Raw genomic sequence first — 17,408 nt, 5'->3', positions numbered from 1 at the left:
CCGAAAATGCACGAATTAGTTGCTGAGAAGATCATTGCCCAGCTCAGGGAAGGAACGGCTCCCTGGCAACTGCCCTGGGAGAAGTCAAGCGGGGCCTTCGAAAAGCCCTACAATGCGGTAACCAACAAGGCCTACCGGGGATTGAATTCCCTTTTTCTCCAACTGTTCACTCCCTTTGAAGACCCGCGCTGGGCCACCTTCAAACAAGCCCAATCTCAGGGCTGGAGTGTGCAAAAAGGAGCGAAGGGAATGGCGATCAATTTCGTTAAGACCCACCAATTGATTCCCAAAAGAGATGAGCAAGGCAAACCTGTCCTGGATCAAAAAGGAAAACCCGTTAGAATCCGAAGGAAATTGAATACTCCCATTGTCACCAAAGCCTGGGTTTTTAATGCCGAGCAGATAAAGGGTGTCGCCCCGCTGGAAAAAAGGCAGGAAATCAGTCAATGGGAAAAATTGAACCGGGTAGAAAACCTGGTAAAAAACACGGGAGCCAATATTGAACATGTGCAAGGTAACAGAGCCTATTATTCCCCTTTGGCAGATAGGATCAGGATGCCGGAAAGGACGCAATTCAAGGCCTCCGACAGGTATTATGCCACCCTTCTGCATGAATTGGGGCATTGGACCGGCCATAAGGATCGGCTGGACCGGAGTATCATGAACACCTTTGGCACACAGGAATATGCCAGAGAAGAACTGAGAGCCGAAATAGCCAGTATGATGCTGGGATCGGAACTTCAGATTGGCCATGATCCCAGGCAACATGTGGCCTATGTGGACAGCTGGATCAAGATCCTTACCGAAAAGCCTTTTGAAATTCATCAGGCAGCGGCAGACTCCCAAAAAATCATGGATTACCTGATGGTCTTTGACCGAAAAAGGGAACAGAAGCAGGTTGCCACGATAAGCTCAGCATCCGATACTTCGACAGACTCAGCATCCGACGTGGAGCCGGAATTGGCACACCAACCGGAAAATAAAGAAAAGCAGGAAAAATTAGAACCCACCTTAAAAATTGGAAGATGATCAAGGAAAAAATGTTACCCATGCAGGATTTGAAACTATTCGGGATTTATAAAGACGGAAAGTTTACCATCCCGGAAGATCAGGTTCGGGCATTACAAGAAGGAAAAATGACCGACGTAGTGGAATTGAAGGATCTGAAAGGAAAGGACGTGCATATTGACAGTTTACCTGCCCGGCTATCCATCGTAAGGGGGACCGACGGCAATCCCTCTCTGAGAATTGATCCGGTGTACCGGTCCCCCAATTCCCTTCCCCAACTCTCCACGGAGGAGAAAAAGAGGTTGCTCCGGGAAGATCTGGCCAATATCCGGAAGAATTATGTAGACCGGGATGGAAACGTACGGACGGAGATCATTGCCTATGACAAAAACACCCGTCAGTTTATGAGCCATGATCCCAGGTCCGTCCAGGCACCGGAAGCAGTGAACAATGAAAAACTGACCGCCGAGCAAAAGCGAAAATTCAAAGAGGGGGAAACGGTGAACCTGGCAGATGGTACCCAATTTCAATTTTCAACTACCGATCGAAGAGGAATCCGCTCCAACCGAAACGGGCTGGTTTTGTCCATATTGCTGGACGGAGGAATATCCTATTTATTGCTGACCGGATTGGGAAGGATGTTGGGCAAAAAAAGTACTGAGGAACAATTATATTCCAAGGGCTATCAGGAAGGACTAAAATCGATGCAGAAAAATATGCAACGGCGAATTGCCCTTAAACCCAATGACAGGGATGCAGTCAGGGACCTGAACAATGTCAGGGAGGAACTTTCAAAAGTTTCCGCAGGTCATCCGGCTAACTATCAGAACAAGGGTGGAGATGAGGTCAAACGGTTTAACTCCAAGGATACCGAGATAAACTCCCCGAATCAATCAGAAGATGAACGCCGTCAAAGAAGGATTTGAATTGCTGGACAGTTTGGGGATTAGCAGAGAAGTTCAGCAACTATTTTCAACCGGTTTGCGGGAGGATGCCAGTGGCAGATTGATTGCGGATTACCGGGATGAAAAGGGAAGGGTAGTGGATCAGGAAATCCTTGCAGTTACAAAGCAGAAGTTGTCTTCCTGCGGTATCCTTCACTTTTCACCTGCACTGCCAGAGAATGTTCGCACCCTGTATATTTCCGATGCGATTATGCATTTGATCTTTATGGTGCAGCGAAAAATCGGCAGGATAGATTTCTCATATACTGCTTTTCTGGTCTCCGGAGCCAGAATGAATCGGGAATTAATCGAAAACGGAATGGATCAGTATCCTGAGGGTGTGAAAATTTATACCCTCTTTGGCCATTCGCTTATTGGAAGGATCAGGGACTGTAAAGTGCAGCATTGGGTAAAGGGATTGGATGGTTCATTTAGGGTAGCTGGTAATAAGGTGGTTGCTTTATTTAAAGGCAGGGAATTTTGGATGGAGGTGGGGGAGTTTTCGTTGAGGAACCATTGCAGGCAGGTAGGTTTGCGGCAAACGGTAAGCACCTGTAAACCAGTTGATAAAAATATTGACAATTTTTATTCGTTTAGTTAATTTTAGGTATGATTTCCAATTTAATAGTAAAATTGACCCAACTAAATCCCTAAAATAACCTAACCGACCAGGCGTTATGAAAAGATTTAAAGTCCTCCTTTATTATGCCGGCATAGTGTTGGCATTCTCCTGCAGCAATGATTCGGATGAAGAGCCGCTGGTAGAAAAGACAGCCCGGATTGAAATCGAGTTCGAGGGCAGTCTGGACCAGTACCTGGTTAATTTTGGCCTGCATTCGCTCTACACCGGCCAAAGCGGTTTTGTCAGTGCCACCATCGTCCAGCCCAGTGAACTGGAATGGACCCAGATCATCGATCAGGCCAATACCTTTAACGTTTCCACGCCCCTTACCTTTTCCGAACTTATCGTGGAATCAGATGAACCCGTCCATACCTTCGGTTTTATCTTTAACCTGGTCCACACCGGAGACATCCCCGATGAAGACTTTGAGGATTTAACTGCCACCATCAGGGTATTTGGAAACAATGCCGAAGTCCAAACTTTTCAATATACGGCAAGGCCAGTAGGGGAGGTTTCGGAGCCGTTGCGTGAGACGGTGAGGTTTTAGTAAAAGCTATTGAGTATAGTTGCAGATTACCAACCTGAGAAAAGTTATATCCATCTCCACCTAAAAAACCCTCTTACTAGTGAAGGGGGTTTTACTTTTCTGAATAATTTATAGAAGGTGAAGAAGTTGGCAGAGGTCAAGCGGGGATGGGAAACTACCCCCCCCCGCTATCGGAGCAGTATCCACGCCAAGGTAAAAGCCATTGATGAATAGCTCAGAAATGAGGAAAGAATTCAAGAACTCTATTGAAAACAATTATATCCGTGAATAAACCTCCTCCGCAACTGTATCTGGTCCTGGCAATCGGGAGAGGAAGCCTGAGCGGAAACCTAAACCTGCCTGCCGCCTTAGGCAGGAATTTAATCAGAATTGGAGTAGAGCAAGACCATGCCTATGAATAGAACCGAGCGTTAGAAATGATCCCTTTGTATCATTTCAGTGAGATGACAGTTAGCAGGGCAGGTAAGAAAAGGGGTATGGACGGATGCCCAGATTCCGCAAACAGGGCCATCGCGCTAACCAAAAATATGTATCAAATAAGGACATTACTTCCTGACTCAAAAACCTATACAACAAACAGTACCAAATAATATCAATCAATATAGTAAGTCTAAATTTACCCCTTTCTAATTATTGGATTCTGAAATCTAAGTATCAGCTAATCATTAAACTAATTATTTTAACATGTTCATTCTTTTGTCTAGGCTCAATCACAATACCTTTAAAATATACAATTTTAGCTTCCCTGATCAAAATCATTTTATCATCTGCGTCTCTTGCGATGACTGAAACCTCCAATTTGTAATTTAGACGTAAGTCATCATTCAGGTTTTCCCGTTCTAATCGGTCGTCAAATATAAAAATATACTCTCCAGGCTCAGGGTTGATTGGTATATTACGTGCCTCGCCTATTTCAAGATATTCACTACCAGAAGGCGCATTCTGATAAGTCGAAATCGAGTTTTGGATCTCACGTTTCACTATCACCCGATAAAAGATATTCTTCTTGACGTTTCGAAGCAATTCAAGGCGTTTCGAACGGCTTAATTCAAATGAAAACTGAAGTTTAGGGGTCAGCTGGCCTTCCGGATATGCAGACTCTTCGCCTATCTTTTCTATTTTTTCAATAGACGGGAACGACGGTCTCACCCACCCCGACCAATGGCCGGGTTTCGAATAAAGATATTTATGTGTCAGGCCGAGCACTCCGGTTGGGTCAATGTCGATATAACTGGTTACCCGATAATTATACGCCCTGAAAGTATCCATGCCAAAGTGCAAATCTTCATTGTCATAAAAATAGTCAACAAACATCACATTGGGTTCTTCGGATAGCGGATCTGATATCAGGCCATCGACCATCGATAATTGCCTTTTAGGGTCGAATAGTTTACTTCCCGGGCCAACAAATATTAGGCCCGCACGCCCTGCAACATCTCCTTCGCCAGGCTTCACTACCTGCTCGGACAAATTGAGCCAGTCATACAATGAAACCCCACCGGTATTTTCCAGCCATTCCATTTTGATAAGGCCTTCAGGATTGTGCCATTCGTCTACCAACAGACCTTTTTCGATTCTGGACAGCAATTCCCACGAATTTTCGTCCTTTTTAGCCAATTTCGTACTAAGCGTTTGCTCTTCCCGTATTTCCCTTTCAATCGACAGGTAAATATCTGTCGGCAACTCATCTTGCCTCGTCCATTTCAGGAAGTTTCGCGGTTGTCTTTTCAAATCAGGATTTCCAACCTTCAGTTCGTCAGGTATCCAGTGTACGTGCAAGTTATTATCTAGAGCATATGAACTCCTCTCGTCAGGCGTGCTGATGGTCCAGGCTTCCAATCCCAATGGCAATTGCGGAAGGATCGAGGTTTGATATTCTTCATAAAATACCTGTGCCCCTTTAGATTGATTGCCGATGGCAGATGTGGTTTTGATGGCCCATATAAACAGTTCACGTAAACCGCCCCCAACCGGAATCAACAGGTCGCATTCATAAAACAACTGATCTTCCAGCTCAATCGATTTTTCCAAAATTTGTTGCCCATGTACAAACAATAGTTCTTTCGGAACGGTGCCATTCGACGTGTCTACCAATGTATTCTGCCCTTCGAGGGTATATATTCCATTTTGTGGAGCTGAGACCGGCTTAAGCGGCATGACCTGATAACCTGACTCACAGATCACCACCAGCGTGAGTGGAGTATCGTATTTTTCCGGTTCGATTTTTTGACCAAAAGTCACCTTATTGAATTTAGAGACAGATGTCCTTTCATATGATTTGGCCTTGAATGAGTAGGTAAAATCCGAGGTTCGTTTTAGCGTAATTCGGGTTTGATAAAGGTGCAATTTTACTGCCTCTGCTTCTCCTGTGACATCGTCGAAATTGGACAGCACACTGTTATACCTGACCTTAAGTTGCTTCAATCCCCTGAAACCAATCAAATCGGTAGAAACGATCTCATTTACCTCATCTTTGTCATAAGCATAATATACCTTGCCATCTACCCCTTTCAGCTCAGAAAAAACCTCCTTGTTTAGGTTAGAAAGTTCGTTTTTCAATATTCGCTGCGCATCGGCAAGGTCCAATTCCTTGATCCGGTTACACCGCTTTAATGCTGCATTTAGCATGTAGTCCTGCACCTCTGTATACAGAAATTCCTTATGTTCTTTGAATACAACTGATTTGATAGGGTCACCATTTGGGTCCGGGCTGACGTCCTTGACCTCATTTGGTGTAGTCAATATGTTGGAAAGTGCCAGGTCGCGGTCAATGGCCTGAACGCCTAAAACCGGTCTTGCAAATAAGAATGACGGCTCGTGTGGCAGCAATTTGACCAACCTTGGCGAACGTTGGTCACTTACCAGAATAGATTCGGTAAATGCAATCTGACTTGTGGATGGCAATTCGTTGATGTACGTCGTTTCATATTCTTTGTATCGTGTTAGCGGGGGGCCTTTTACCTGCTCTGTCACGTTTATAGGGCGCATGGGATCATCTTCCACCCAAAATTTTCTTTTATCCGACCTTATCGAAAAATTCATCAGCGCCATGTAATCATAGCCGCTATCCTCTTCTTTCAAAGTGATCTTATGGCTCCAGATATGACCGCTGGCTGTATTGGTCAATTTACCTTCGGCATGAAATACCTCCCAATCGATATTGTGTTTCAATACTTCGGTAAGCCCTATTATCCATTGATTATTTTTGAATGCAACAGGCAAACCGGCCAGCATTTTATCAATATGCGCATCGAGCTGATCATCCGACACCTCTGCCCATCTATGCCGATGCCGTTTCCTCAAGTACAATATATTGGACTCAATCTCGTCTTTGGGGTGCCGATCAGTCCCCCTTGAGGTCTTGCCGAAATGTCCAAGTTCGGATTTGAATGGAGATTGCCATTTGGTCTCTATCACTCCATTCTTATTTTCTATTTGGATGTAATCCTTGGTGGATTCATCGTTTGAAGGCGGCGCCTGCAACTCTGCTCTGTATTTAAACTGGAAAACATTGGTAACGGTACCTATTGAGCTTTCCAGATTTTCAACCGGCATTGGCTCACTTTCCTGACCAAACACATCTACAGCCGTTACCCAAAATCGATAAGCCTGAGGTACTTTACCCGTCTTTTTGGTCTTACCCCTTTGCATCTCCGGTTGCCATTCTTTTTCACGTGCATCCAATGGAAATTTATCCCAGGTCTCGGGCAGATTCGGGTTATAGTCGATCCTAAACCCGTCTCTTACATCGATCGAAAAGATCACTTCATCCTTCTTCTCATTTCGTTTTGGCATCTCTTCGTTGATCACCCGGTTGTTCTCCTCAACAGCCAGGATCTTTTCAAGGTTTTGGGTATTGTCTACCTGCTGAAATGCCGGCAATATCGGAGGGTTTTGCTGGGCAGCCTTGATATTGGGGTTGTCCACAGCAAAGAAAGGCTTGAGTTCTTTATTGTAGGAGTATTTCCTCGTGATTCGCCAGGGCTTGATGATATCCAGTTCGGGATTCAAATTAGGATCATCAAAATACTTCTTGAGATCTGCAGTTGCCTCAGATTGCCAGAGTCCGTACACATTTACACCGGTGATAATAGACGAGTTTTCCTCCTTGATCACATCTCCTACAGTTGATACTACTTTTGGAAACGGTTTTTCTGCCGGTCTTTGCGATTTGATCAGGGCACGGCCGTCACCGGTACCCTTCTCTATGTTTTCTCCGTGACTAATCTTCTCCAACAAATCGTCGTCAAAATCAGGGATCAGTCTTTTCATGTAAATATCGTACTCAAACTCACCGGTCAAAGGCTGTTCGACCGTGCAACTGGTAGCATGATCCAGCGCATTTTTCAGGCTGTTGGTGCCGTCGGTGGTAATGATATTGGTCGGCGAGTCCAATTTCTGGACCCCAACCACCATATCCATATCATGAAACTTGTCCCAGTCATATTCCGAATCCTCCAGGGCTTTTTTGGTCGGAGGTATGTAGGAAACATTAAACAACAGACTGTCCCCATTGGTGTGCCATTCCTGCACTTTGCTACTTTCAATTTCTCCAAGCGTAACCCCCAAACCCAATGCCTCCGCGAGCGAATATTTCTTTCCACAATCAGTTTCCACGCGATTGGGTTGACTCTGCCAGGGATTGCACCAATAATCAATAATTTCTGTTCCCTGTCCGGCCAAAACCGATAGCTGAGACTTCAGGTTTTCGGGTTCGGCCACAGCCTCTTCCATCTCCCTCAGGAAATCTCTGTTCTTAAGCAATTCGGATAGGATACTGACCATTTGCCAGGTGCTTTCGAGATGGGTCGAAATTTCTTTCTTTCCGCTTAGTTTTTTGCCTTTCGGCAAATGAAAGGTGAAGAGAGACGGCAGCTCCGACATAGATAGCGGCGCTTCAGCTGCAAAGGTCTGTTTTTCGAGCTCTTTAAATTCCTTAACAAAAATGGCTTGTAAGTTTCTGGGACTGATCAGATTATCAATCAGGTATCGACTAAACTGATCGGCAAAAACACTTCTCTCCACTCCTTCCAATGATTCAGACAAACGTGCCCTTGCGTTGCCATTGATGGCTTTCATGGTGATGTTATGAAGTTTTTTAGGATAACTGCTCTTCGCACTGTCTGCCAGTATGTGATAAATGCCAATACCCTTTTCAGCTTTCACGTCATTTGGGTCGATTGGTGCTACCGGTTTGGTTTTTTTCGGGTTATCCGGGTCAGAATTCCCTACAGTTGGTGGGTCAAACATCAGGTAATTCATAGGCTTGATCACCGGTAGGTCAGCTGTACCGGTCGGTCGCCCTACTGCAATCGTTCCATCGGCTTTCAGGTATTCCTTCGACTTTTTGGTCTTAACGGTTAAAACAAACTTGCCTTCAGGGTTGGGTAGATAGGTGGTCAGGTCGCTGGTGGCGTCATCATTGAGGTACCATCGGGCAACTATTTCAAATTTCCCGCTGTTATTCTTTTTCAACAACCCAATACAGGATATAGCTAATCTCATGGTATTAGTTAAGGTTTAATTCAGGTAAAAATGAATAGTTAGAAGACTTATTAAGACATGGGCCGGAAATGACCGTTACCGTAATAGTAAATGACTTACATTTTGTTGCACAGCCTACTTTTACACAAGCCGTGGCACCGTAAGATCCTCCCAAAAAGGTAATCCCTTTATTAGTGTCTCCACAAACGCGTAGTCTCGCAAATACCGATACGTCTAACCCGGCCAGTGTTACACCAAATATTTTGATATAAGCATAACCATGTACATTGGCGAAGATCTCGCCTAAAATATACAGCACATCTTTTTCGGCTGTAAGAATGTCTTCTCTTACCAGGTTGTGAATATTGCGTATCCGGTAAAATGACTCATCTTCAAGAAATGAATGGCTTGCCAGTACAAATGCCCGGGCCTCAAGCCTAAGCTTTTCAGGTAATAGTGCTTTCCGGCTAACGGTAAATGCTTCCTGAAGCGCCTTGTCATAGACATATTTAACCATCAGTACACCTCCCAGATCGATGGTCAATCCTGCCTTACCAATGCCAAATTTAACCTCATAACTCCAACCGGCCTTCATGGCTATGGCAAACAATACAAAGCCATTTCTGTGATCCAGCTCAAATTTGAAGCCACCGGCTATCACATTGGGTATCGGCCAGGTAGGCGGAAAGTAAGACAGCTGGCTGGCTTTGCTCCAGTTTCGTTGAAAACTGTTTCCTCCGGTTTGCGGTGGCCATCCAAAGCTCGCCAGCAAATAAGCTGGCCCTCCAAATGAAGTCCCTAACAGGATCTGACCGGGTCGAAACGACCAGCGTTTGGGTGCGCTAGGAGATGGAAAATGAAAGGTTGGCAATTGAAAACCTACCAAAATCCTCTTTTTCACCAGGTCTATGGTAAAAAGGATCTGTACGTCCTCAATGCCTTTAAACATTTTGACCCAACCCTCTATCCTGATGATACCTTCGGATGAAAAAAGCAGTCCGGTAAATTTTTCTTCTTCCGGAGGAGTGGTTATTTGTAAATTATTACCTGCAGTAATCAGGTCATAAACCAGGTAACCGGAAGCGAGCATGGCAAAGCCTGTCTTGTCGGAATAGGTCCAGTTTTCCAACCACTCAGGTCGGCTGGCACTATCAGGCTTTCGAAGTGATTTGAGCCCTTCATCCACATTTTCTACAATATTGGCGATCTGGCCTTTGTAATCACTGTTTTTGGAGAACACTAACTCCGCATCTCTAAGTTTGCCGAATCCAAGGTTAATATCGCCGCCTATTCTCAATCCGGACACCCAATACTTCACACCGTTGTTGGATGCGATTTTCACAAAAATTTCATTTGAATCGCCGAAAATACCTGGTGCCTTAAGGAAGATCACGCCGTAAAATTCGCGATCCCTGCCCTGCGAAAGCAAATTGTCTCGCTCCAGTGCCTCTCTCGGTGGGGTATTGACCGGATCATAACCTGCATCCGGAAAGGCTTTACCCCAAGCCAGCATACCACCGATCCTGATCTCATCGGATAGCGCCAGGCTCCCTTCGATCTTGTCGAGGTGAATATCAAAATCCCAACCTGATCCGGCTTTCATGTTCACCACTACCCTGCCGCCGATCTTGGCAAAGTTTTCAAGTCCAAAGTTGAACTCTCCGGCCACCTCCAGACGATTGCCGTTGGCCTCGCTTATGATGATATTGATGGCCTTGATAGAAAGCGGCCACTTGCCAAATACATCAGTTTTGGTGTCACCTCCCATGATGATAGACAGCACGGCTGTTTTCCCTTCCAGATCAAATCCCATCGCGGTCCTCAGTATGTGATGCATGTTGGGTTCGCCATTGGCAGGCGTATATTTATCAAAAATCGGTAACGCGCTCGCGAGTTCTGCACTGGGAAACAGCTCTACCGACGCGAATAGCTGTTTGAAATTGGTATCGAATTTTCTGAAACGGATAAAGTCCAAGCCAGGAATAGTGTCCCTGACATCCCGAGGTTTTACATAATCCAACGATGGAGTGATCCTAAAGCTTTCAATTCCACCCGATTGGTCAAAAGTCATGGCTGCGTTGCCCTTGATATCGAACTTATAATCGGTACCTCTTTGTAGCAACTTGAGGTTGACATCGAAGGTAAAATCTCTCAACTGATTTTCTATCCCAATACAATGGATCTTGGATACATCAAACTTGATAATGCTGTTGTCAAGGATATTGATGGTGAAGTTGGGATCATTAGTAATCTCGTCCGGCACCTTGGCTATCCAGGTAAATCCTTTGGCATCACGCCAGCCAAAATCCAGAAAAAGGTTATCGTTGATTTCTTTTATCAGTTTATCTAGGGTCTTGCCAAAATACCCGGTATTGAAATTGAGACTGAGCACTAATGGCATATGCCGAAACACAATACCCATAAACTGGGGACTTGTAGGGTCTATTTTTCCATTGGTAGTATCCGGAAGATTGTGGTTGTATGATGGAAATAGTTTTTTGTATCGGTCAGATGTGGCCAGTGCATGGAAAGACTGTTTTGTAAAGCCCAATTGTCCGTCGAAATCCAGGCTGCCCTTTTTGTTTTGATCAATGGCTATACCCGATGGAATGTTGTGACCCGGATACCGCTCGGCTACCAGGTCATAGGCATAGTCTACTTTGATTGTACCTGAGTCCTCTTTTGTTTTTCGCACCAAAGGGATCCCCATAGACCTGAAAAGCGGCCAAAAGCCGTAAGAGGTCCTGATCTTGCCATCCGGATCCTTAATTTTTATATTATCGTCAACAAAGGCCTTGAACCTGCTTTTGATATCCGCATTGGTTGTGTAAAAAGCGATCAACAGCTCATTGACATTTCTGTTCAAAAGCCACTCCTTGAACGTATCGGGATCAATTTTTTTAACATCGAAACGAACATTGAGCAGTTCTTTCTCTTCTCGGGGCAGACAGGTCGCATAGATCTCAGCTGGATTAAATGATTCACATATCAATCCTGCAGTAACATATCCGGCACTCAATACAAGCGTGGATGCATAAGCCATGTAGATCAGCTTTTCTTTTTCCTCCTCGTCATATTTTTCCGTTGTGATCTCAGTCTTGGTAATCTCAGTTCTGAAAGCCTTTGGTGCGTCATATGAATCGTACTTCACTTCGGATTCCTCATGGTCCAACAGCTTAAACTCACTTGTGGTCGGATTGATGCTAAATTCTGTCAGCCATTTGTCATCTTTCGGCTTAATACCGTCCTCAAGCATGTCAAACGCCACCTGACTTTTCTTGTACTTCCAATTTATTTTGTCCAGGCTTGGTTTATCGTTTGATTCAAAATTGCCCGGTGCAAAAGGTGAGATTTCCAGTTCAGGCTTAAGTACAACAAATTCCTTTTCTCCGGAATCCAGCACAAAGCTGTTGGTCTGCCCATCGCTCGAAGCAATCAGAAATGAGGGAATGCTTGGTATCCTTACTGTTCTTCGCCCACCTTCCTGTATATTCTTTTTCGGCACCAGCAATGAATCTGCCGTACCCAAAGCCGTATGCAACTTTTTACCGGCCTGCAATACGAGGTCATCAGTATTCGGATCGAAGGCTAGCAGTGCCAGATTTGCATCCAGCTTGATTGAAGAGCCTTTTTCATTACTCAAACCCCGAACACGAATGCCGTAATGTTGATTAGCCAGTGTCAAATCTTCCCTGAGATCTCCCTGATAGATAAACTGCGGATTGAACCTGAACACCTTTTCGTGATTGGTGATCTCATTTTTTTTAGCCGTTCTACCGGTAATCTCCAAGGGAAAGAGAAATATCATTCTGTCTTCTTCCCCGGCCATCTTGTTCGTGCCGGTGAAAATCTTCGTTCGTTTACCCTGATGTCCTACTTTTCGGTCAAAATGTTTATAGGATATGGTTGTTTCCGAAGCCTGAAATCCCAGACTTCTGATCTGACCATCCAGACAAGTCATTCGACTGAAGGTCAACAATGATCCCTGCCCCAAACTTCGCCCGTCCAGTTGCCAGTTGCTTTGTCCATTGAGTTTGACATGGTGTGCATTACGCTGATCCGAGATCAGATCAAGTGCCTTAGACACGAAATTGAAAATGAAGGTAGTCTTTCTTTGTATGGTAAAGCTAAGCGTACCAAAAGACTCCAGGTTTGCGGCCGAGGTAGGTGAACCCATTTCTACACAAGCGTGGTTGTTTTCCAACTTAAGGAAATGACCGAGTCGACCGCTTATATCCGATACTATTGGACTGAGCAAAGTGGGCGTTTCGTCCGACTTGTAGTAAAACAAGTTTTTCGAGGTATCGACCTGGGTGATATCACCCGTAATCGAAACAGAAAATCTCTCCAGAGAAACTTCCAGCTGCTGCCCCATCGCAATCGAAATTTTGCTGATGTAAAGATGAGGGGATTCCGGATTTTTGGCCACCTTTATGGCAGACGCAAAACTGAATGCATAAAACTGATCAGTTTGTTGGAGGGTGTATTGATTGCCTTCTTTCGAAACCCGAATCTTGCCATTTGGAAATAGAGCAGGATCAGAAATGCTGGTTTTCCCGTCCACGGTAAATTGAAGCATAAATTTCCCTTGCGCATAATTCACACCATTGTCCTCAACGATTGAGCTTTCGCCCGCCTTACCCTCCAAGCGAAACAATGATTGATACTTGTATAGCAGAATTGTAGTCATGGTCGCAGATTACTTTAAGTAGATAATGTCGCCCGGATAAAGGGATTCTTCATCGAAATTCCGACTTGGATGATAGCGGGCCTCCCGTTTCGGATCGGTGCCCAAGGTATTGGGCCTTGAAAAAATAATTCCTTTGATAAATTTCTTTCTTAGCCTGATCCTGGCACGTATCGTCTCATCAGCGAAAAATTTACCGAAGCTTGTGTTCGCATAGCTCAACTCGTAGCACTTTCGTTTGTAATTGACTCGTAACGTAGAAAAGTACTTTTCAGGGGTAATCCTCACTGAGATATCCGACACCTGTGACCCTTCACCAATCCGCTGGTAATAAAAGTCTGTGATCTTTTTCTCAACCTGATGATAGGTCAGCCCGGCAGCATTCATTTTATTTGTATTGGACTGTGCGTCAAACCACACGCTTGAATCCGATTCCCTAATGGCAGGCGCTACATTGCTGTTTATGCTTTCATAAAACACCGGTAGGGTTATGATGCTGTCAGCATCGACCAGACATTTCTGTACAATTCGTTCTTGTTTAAGCTGCGTATTATTAAAAATCAAACAATGTTCGTAGCTAATATTCAATTCAAGAATTGAACTAGGGGGTACAATCAATAAAGTTGTAGGATCATAATTGATTTGATAATTTAGGTTTTTATTTTTAGCAATTAGCGCAATAAAAAAGAACAATCGTAATCGTTCGTCGTCAACCTTGTTGGGGTCCCATTCAACCGAAATTGTGGTTCTATCTTTGGTATAAGTAAGTTTAATTTTTTCATTGCGAATCATACTTTCCAAGAGAAACAGCTCTTTATTTTGTCTATTGACATTGAAATTTTTGTTGCCTTCGTCAATAATAGCCTGTAGGTTTTCACTCCCAAATATTCTGATCCTGACGTCATGGACGGGCCAGTTGTCCTCAGTATTTTCGGTTAGTCTTTTGGCTTCTTGTCTTAGCGCATCGGGAAGATTATTAAGTGTCTCTGGAAGACTTTGAGTGAGTCCTACATGCTGAACGATAATTAGAAGAATGATAAATGCTACGGATTTACTAAATAATAGATCGATCCATGACCGTATTTGACCAAATAGTCCTCTATTTCGGGCAAAAATATTAATAATGAATTTGAGTTTTTTCATTGCTAAGAAGGTTATAAGTCATTAAATCTTTAATTTTTAAGGGTTATTTGTTCATGCCTTTACCAATTAAATAGCCTCCAGATGAAATACCCATTAAAATATATGCGGTTGAATCAAAAATGGGATATTCCATACTATTCTTAAAAAATAAAGAAATATAAACAATAATATAGATTAAAGTAAAGAGTAGATTTTGTAATCTACCAATTGAAAACTGTCCGTTATCATCGAGCAAGATGTCAATCCAAAAACCTTTTGTTATTGTTGAATTTGACTTTAATAAAGTTGTTGATTTAGCAGATGTTTTTTGAGTCGCACTCACAATACCTGCAGTTAATCCTATGCCCACAGTAATACCTAAAAGAATTAAGGAGGTCTGATTAATTTGTGGAAGGTTGGTGTTCTTAAATCCCCAGTTTAAGACGAAAGCAGGGCATATTATCAAAGTCCATAACCACAACTGACATCTTGAAAAGCTATAAGGAGAGGTCTTGGAACTTGATTCTCTAAGAAGTGTTGTCATAATTGCGACAAAGCAACAAATTGCGACTACTACAACCGCAACCATGATTGAGATGATATTTATTGTTTCCATTTTTTATACTGTATTTCGTTTTCTACATAATATTCGTAATTCCGTTTCTAATGTTTTTCATTAAATAATATCATTTGGATCATCAGAAACATTGTATGTTCATGCCCAATCCTTCCGCATTGAATCTAGTTACAAATCATAAGAAATGAAATTTTAATCAAATAACCAAATTTTTGTTATTTAAAAATAAGGTATAAGCAAATAAAACATGGTATTTACATCAATTATCCTAATGGTAATACAAAAATGAAATTCAGAACCCAATGATTCTTTTTCAGAGGGACTATATCTTGATTTAAGTGAAACTCCGTGCTCGGAATGGCCAAATCCATATGCCAATGAGAGTAGGAGTAATATAATCACCAGCCAATTAAAATGATAAATTTTTACTTTTTGTATGAAAATAAATAAACAATTTTATTTGATTCTTTTGATGCAGAAAATTTTAGAGTGTTGGCATTTTTTATTTTTTTAAATTCTTCATACAAATATAAGTAATCCCAAGGAGTACCAGATGAAATCAGTTGAACCACTCGATAGTTGTCCTGTTCATAATACTCTACCTCTTTTTTTGGTTGTTCTATTCTACCTGTTAGCTCTTGAATGTTTTCATTCGTAAAAAAATTTCCATATTTAATTTCATCTGGTATCATTCCATTTGTAGCTAGCCACATATAACTATTTTCATCTAACTGTACAATCTGAAAAGCTCCGTCTGGCTTTGATATTTTAAATATTATTGGAATTTTTTCAAATTCCGTATCCGTTAATGTGCCAATAAATGTTATTTTTGTGGCACAAGAAATAAATATATTTGTTAATAAAAAGATAGAATATATAATTCCGTATTTTTTCCTAATCATTGAGGAGGGATTTATTTTGTGGTTTTATTTTTATGTGTCTTTTTAAATCTTAATAAATTCTCAACCCCTGATCCTTTGCACCTGTTGGAAAAACATGTTTATGGTATAGGATTTTGGAAGAATTTGATAAGTTGGATAACTTGATATCTATTTTTTGAAAATTTAGTATTTCGCATCAATTTTATATCCTTTACTTTTTACTTTCTTAACCCACTATTATCATTTAAAATAATATTGATATGAATATAAAAATCAAAATATTATTTCCTCGTGTGTAAGAATTAACGTATAGTAGAAATTTAAATTTTTCAAATTTAAATTTTCTTAAGTTTCCTAAATTTCCTGACGTATTGCATCTATAATTGTTCAACCCCTCATTCGCTAGAATCTTTCTATCTATAAACGATTGTATTTTTAATACATCTGATTGAATTATCTTCTACTAAATAATTTCTTTGATAATTTTTAAATTTTCGATCCAATAAGGATATCTAATGAAAATAGGTAAAATACAAATCATATATTTCCTAATTTTTAATTTTTCTTCAGATTGAATTTATGCTTTAGGTGTTTTCTAACCGTTTTATCCAATATGAACAACTGCTCACCGATCTGTTGCACTGACACCCCTTTCTTTAGCCAATACAGTGCTTCCTTCTCCCTTTTACTTAGTTTCTCATTTCTTGGAGAAAGTTTTTATTGGACTTTCGGTTTAATTTTTACATAATTTAATGTCTTCTTGTTAATGACGGGGAAAGCGTTAGTTCACCTTCCAATACATCGTCTATGGCATTGAACAGAAGAAGCGGTTTTACTTCTTTCAGTAATTATCCAGATGCCCCGGCTTTTATGGCTTCAAAGAGCTTTTTTTCACCATACATTACAGTTAGCATTAGGATTTTTAGGTCAGGATATTTTATTTTAGCTAATTGGGTGGCTTCAATGCCATCCATGCCAGGCATGGCAACGTCCATTAATACCACATCAGGTAATTTCTGTTCTAAGGCTTTTAAGGCAAACGCACCGTCCCGCAATTCCCAAATTAAAGTTACCCTTCTGCCAAAGCCAACGTGTCCCGGATATCCTGTCCAAGTTGGGCATTGTCCTCAGCGAGTCCGAACTTTATCATTATTTTGGTGGGAGAAATTATTTGGCTATGTCAAATGTACCATAATGGGGATCAGCGATCAATACGTCAAATGGCGTATTTTTCACTCGGATACACGAATATTTACCTGAAGCCCCGTTCCACAGTTCCCTGATTTTAAATTCAGGGATCCATTCGTTTCCTCAGCCCTTTTTTTCATAAATTGCAATCCAAATCCAGAAGAGGTAAGCTTAGGATTAAAACCTATTCCGTCGTCTTCAATGGTCAGTAAAATATGCTGAAAACTATAATCCAGATGCACAGTTATTTTTGTTGCGCCGGAATGTTTGATGACATTGGCAATAGCCTCCTGGGCTATCCTGAAGAGATACGTGGCAACCATGGGTGGTATTATAAGGTCTTCGGTA

The 17,408-nt window shown here is 42.2% G+C and carries 12 protein-coding genes and 1 pseudogene; 5 read left to right on the top strand and 8 right to left on the bottom strand.

The window, feature by feature from the left end; translation table 11 throughout:
* The first annotated feature begins 6 nt into the window (after window positions 1-6).
* From G9Q97_RS06330 to G9Q97_RS06310, 5 genes are all read left to right on the top strand, one after another.
* On the top strand, window positions 7-1,029 hold the full coding sequence (locus G9Q97_RS06330) for an ArdC family protein (RefSeq protein WP_246255453.1): 1,023 nt from the start codon (window positions 7-9) through the stop codon (window positions 1,027-1,029).
* Entirely contained in the window at window positions 1,026-1,934 is a 909-nt protein-coding gene (locus G9Q97_RS06325; RefSeq protein WP_166144261.1) for a DUF4099 domain-containing protein, read from the top strand. Before G9Q97_RS06330 ends, G9Q97_RS06325 begins: the two co-directional genes overlap by 4 nt.
* Window positions 1,909-2,553: a hypothetical protein gene (locus G9Q97_RS06320; RefSeq protein ID WP_166144259.1), complete on the top strand. Its 645-nt coding sequence runs from the start codon at window positions 1,909-1,911 to the stop codon at window positions 2,551-2,553. Before G9Q97_RS06325 ends, G9Q97_RS06320 begins: the two co-directional genes overlap by 26 nt.
* Window positions 2,554-2,629: 76 nt before the next feature.
* Window positions 2,630-3,121, top strand: coding sequence for a hypothetical protein (locus G9Q97_RS06315; RefSeq protein ID WP_166144257.1), 492 nt, complete (start codon window positions 2,630-2,632; stop codon window positions 3,119-3,121).
* A 263-nt stretch (window positions 3,122-3,384) separates the two neighbouring features.
* Window positions 3,385-3,522 carry a hypothetical protein gene (locus G9Q97_RS06310; RefSeq protein WP_166144255.1) on the top strand — a complete coding sequence of 46 codons (138 nt, stop codon included), beginning with the start codon at window positions 3,385-3,387 and terminating at the stop codon, window positions 3,520-3,522.
* Window positions 3,523-3,775: 253 nt separating this feature from the next.
* Here the strand turns inward: G9Q97_RS06310 and G9Q97_RS06305 are convergent, their stop codons facing one another.
* The 8 genes and pseudogenes from G9Q97_RS06305 to G9Q97_RS06270 form a co-directional block, all read right to left on the bottom strand.
* Window positions 3,776-8,626: a hypothetical protein gene (locus G9Q97_RS06305; RefSeq protein WP_166144253.1), complete on the bottom strand. Its 4,851-nt coding sequence runs from the start codon at window positions 8,624-8,626 to the stop codon at window positions 3,776-3,778.
* A 4-nt stretch (window positions 8,627-8,630) separates the two neighbouring features.
* Window positions 8,631-13,295: a hypothetical protein gene (locus G9Q97_RS06300; protein WP_166144251.1), complete on the bottom strand. Its 4,665-nt coding sequence runs from the start codon at window positions 13,293-13,295 to the stop codon at window positions 8,631-8,633.
* A 9-nt stretch (window positions 13,296-13,304) separates the two neighbouring features.
* Window positions 13,305-14,435, bottom strand: a complete 1,131-nt coding sequence (locus G9Q97_RS06295; RefSeq protein ID WP_166144249.1) for a hypothetical protein — start codon at window positions 14,433-14,435, stop codon at window positions 13,305-13,307.
* Window positions 14,436-14,478: 43 nt separating this feature from the next.
* Window positions 14,479-15,030, bottom strand: a complete 552-nt coding sequence (locus G9Q97_RS06290) for a hypothetical protein (RefSeq protein ID WP_166144247.1) — start codon at window positions 15,028-15,030, stop codon at window positions 14,479-14,481.
* 386 nt (window positions 15,031-15,416) lie between these two features.
* Window positions 15,417-15,893 (bottom strand): hypothetical protein, encoded by a 477-nt coding sequence (locus tag G9Q97_RS06285; RefSeq protein WP_166144245.1) that lies wholly within the window; start codon window positions 15,891-15,893, stop codon window positions 15,417-15,419.
* Between the two features lie 534 nt (window positions 15,894-16,427).
* Window positions 16,428-16,556 (bottom strand): annotated as a pseudogene (locus G9Q97_RS25365) (LuxR C-terminal-related transcriptional regulator); the annotation flags it as partial.
* Between the two features lie 164 nt (window positions 16,557-16,720).
* On the bottom strand, window positions 16,721-16,927 hold the full coding sequence (locus tag G9Q97_RS06275) for a response regulator (RefSeq protein WP_166144243.1): 207 nt from the start codon (window positions 16,925-16,927) through the stop codon (window positions 16,721-16,723).
* 177 nt (window positions 16,928-17,104) lie between these two features.
* Window positions 17,105-17,383, bottom strand: coding sequence for a sensor histidine kinase (locus G9Q97_RS06270; RefSeq protein ID WP_166144241.1), 279 nt, complete (start codon window positions 17,381-17,383; stop codon window positions 17,105-17,107).
* Between the last annotated feature and the right edge of the window lie 25 nt (window positions 17,384-17,408).

Origin of the sequence: Cyclobacterium plantarum (assembly GCF_011290685.1) — a bacterium.
GTDB lineage: Bacteria > Bacteroidota > Bacteroidia > Cytophagales > Cyclobacteriaceae > Cyclobacterium > Cyclobacterium plantarum.
Note: the sequence above shows the minus strand (reverse complement) of the source record. Positions and strands in the feature narration are given on the sequence as shown.

Coding starts and splice junctions, on each gene's coding strand:
- G9Q97_RS06330 (WP_246255453.1), top strand. CDS start 7: ATGCACGAATTAGTTGCTGAGAAGATCATTGCCCAGCTCAGGGAAGGA.
- G9Q97_RS06325 (WP_166144261.1), top strand. CDS start 1,026: ATGATCAAGGAAAAAATGTTACCCATGCAGGATTTGAAACTATTCGGG.
- G9Q97_RS06320 (WP_166144259.1), top strand. CDS start 1,909: ATGAACGCCGTCAAAGAAGGATTTGAATTGCTGGACAGTTTGGGGATT.
- G9Q97_RS06315 (WP_166144257.1), top strand. CDS start 2,630: ATGAAAAGATTTAAAGTCCTCCTTTATTATGCCGGCATAGTGTTGGCA.
- G9Q97_RS06305 (WP_166144253.1), bottom strand. CDS start 8,626: ATGAGATTAGCTATATCCTGTATTGGGTTGTTGAAAAAGAATAACAGC.
- G9Q97_RS06300 (WP_166144251.1), bottom strand. CDS start 13,295: ATGACTACAATTCTGCTATACAAGTATCAATCATTGTTTCGCTTGGAG.
- G9Q97_RS06295 (WP_166144249.1), bottom strand. CDS start 14,435: ATGAAAAAACTCAAATTCATTATTAATATTTTTGCCCGAAATAGAGGA.
- G9Q97_RS06290 (WP_166144247.1), bottom strand. CDS start 15,030: ATGGAAACAATAAATATCATCTCAATCATGGTTGCGGTTGTAGTAGTC.
- G9Q97_RS06285 (WP_166144245.1), bottom strand. CDS start 15,893: ATGATTAGGAAAAAATACGGAATTATATATTCTATCTTTTTATTAACA.
- G9Q97_RS06270 (WP_166144241.1), bottom strand. CDS start 17,383: ATGGTTGCCACGTATCTCTTCAGGATAGCCCAGGAGGCTATTGCCAAT.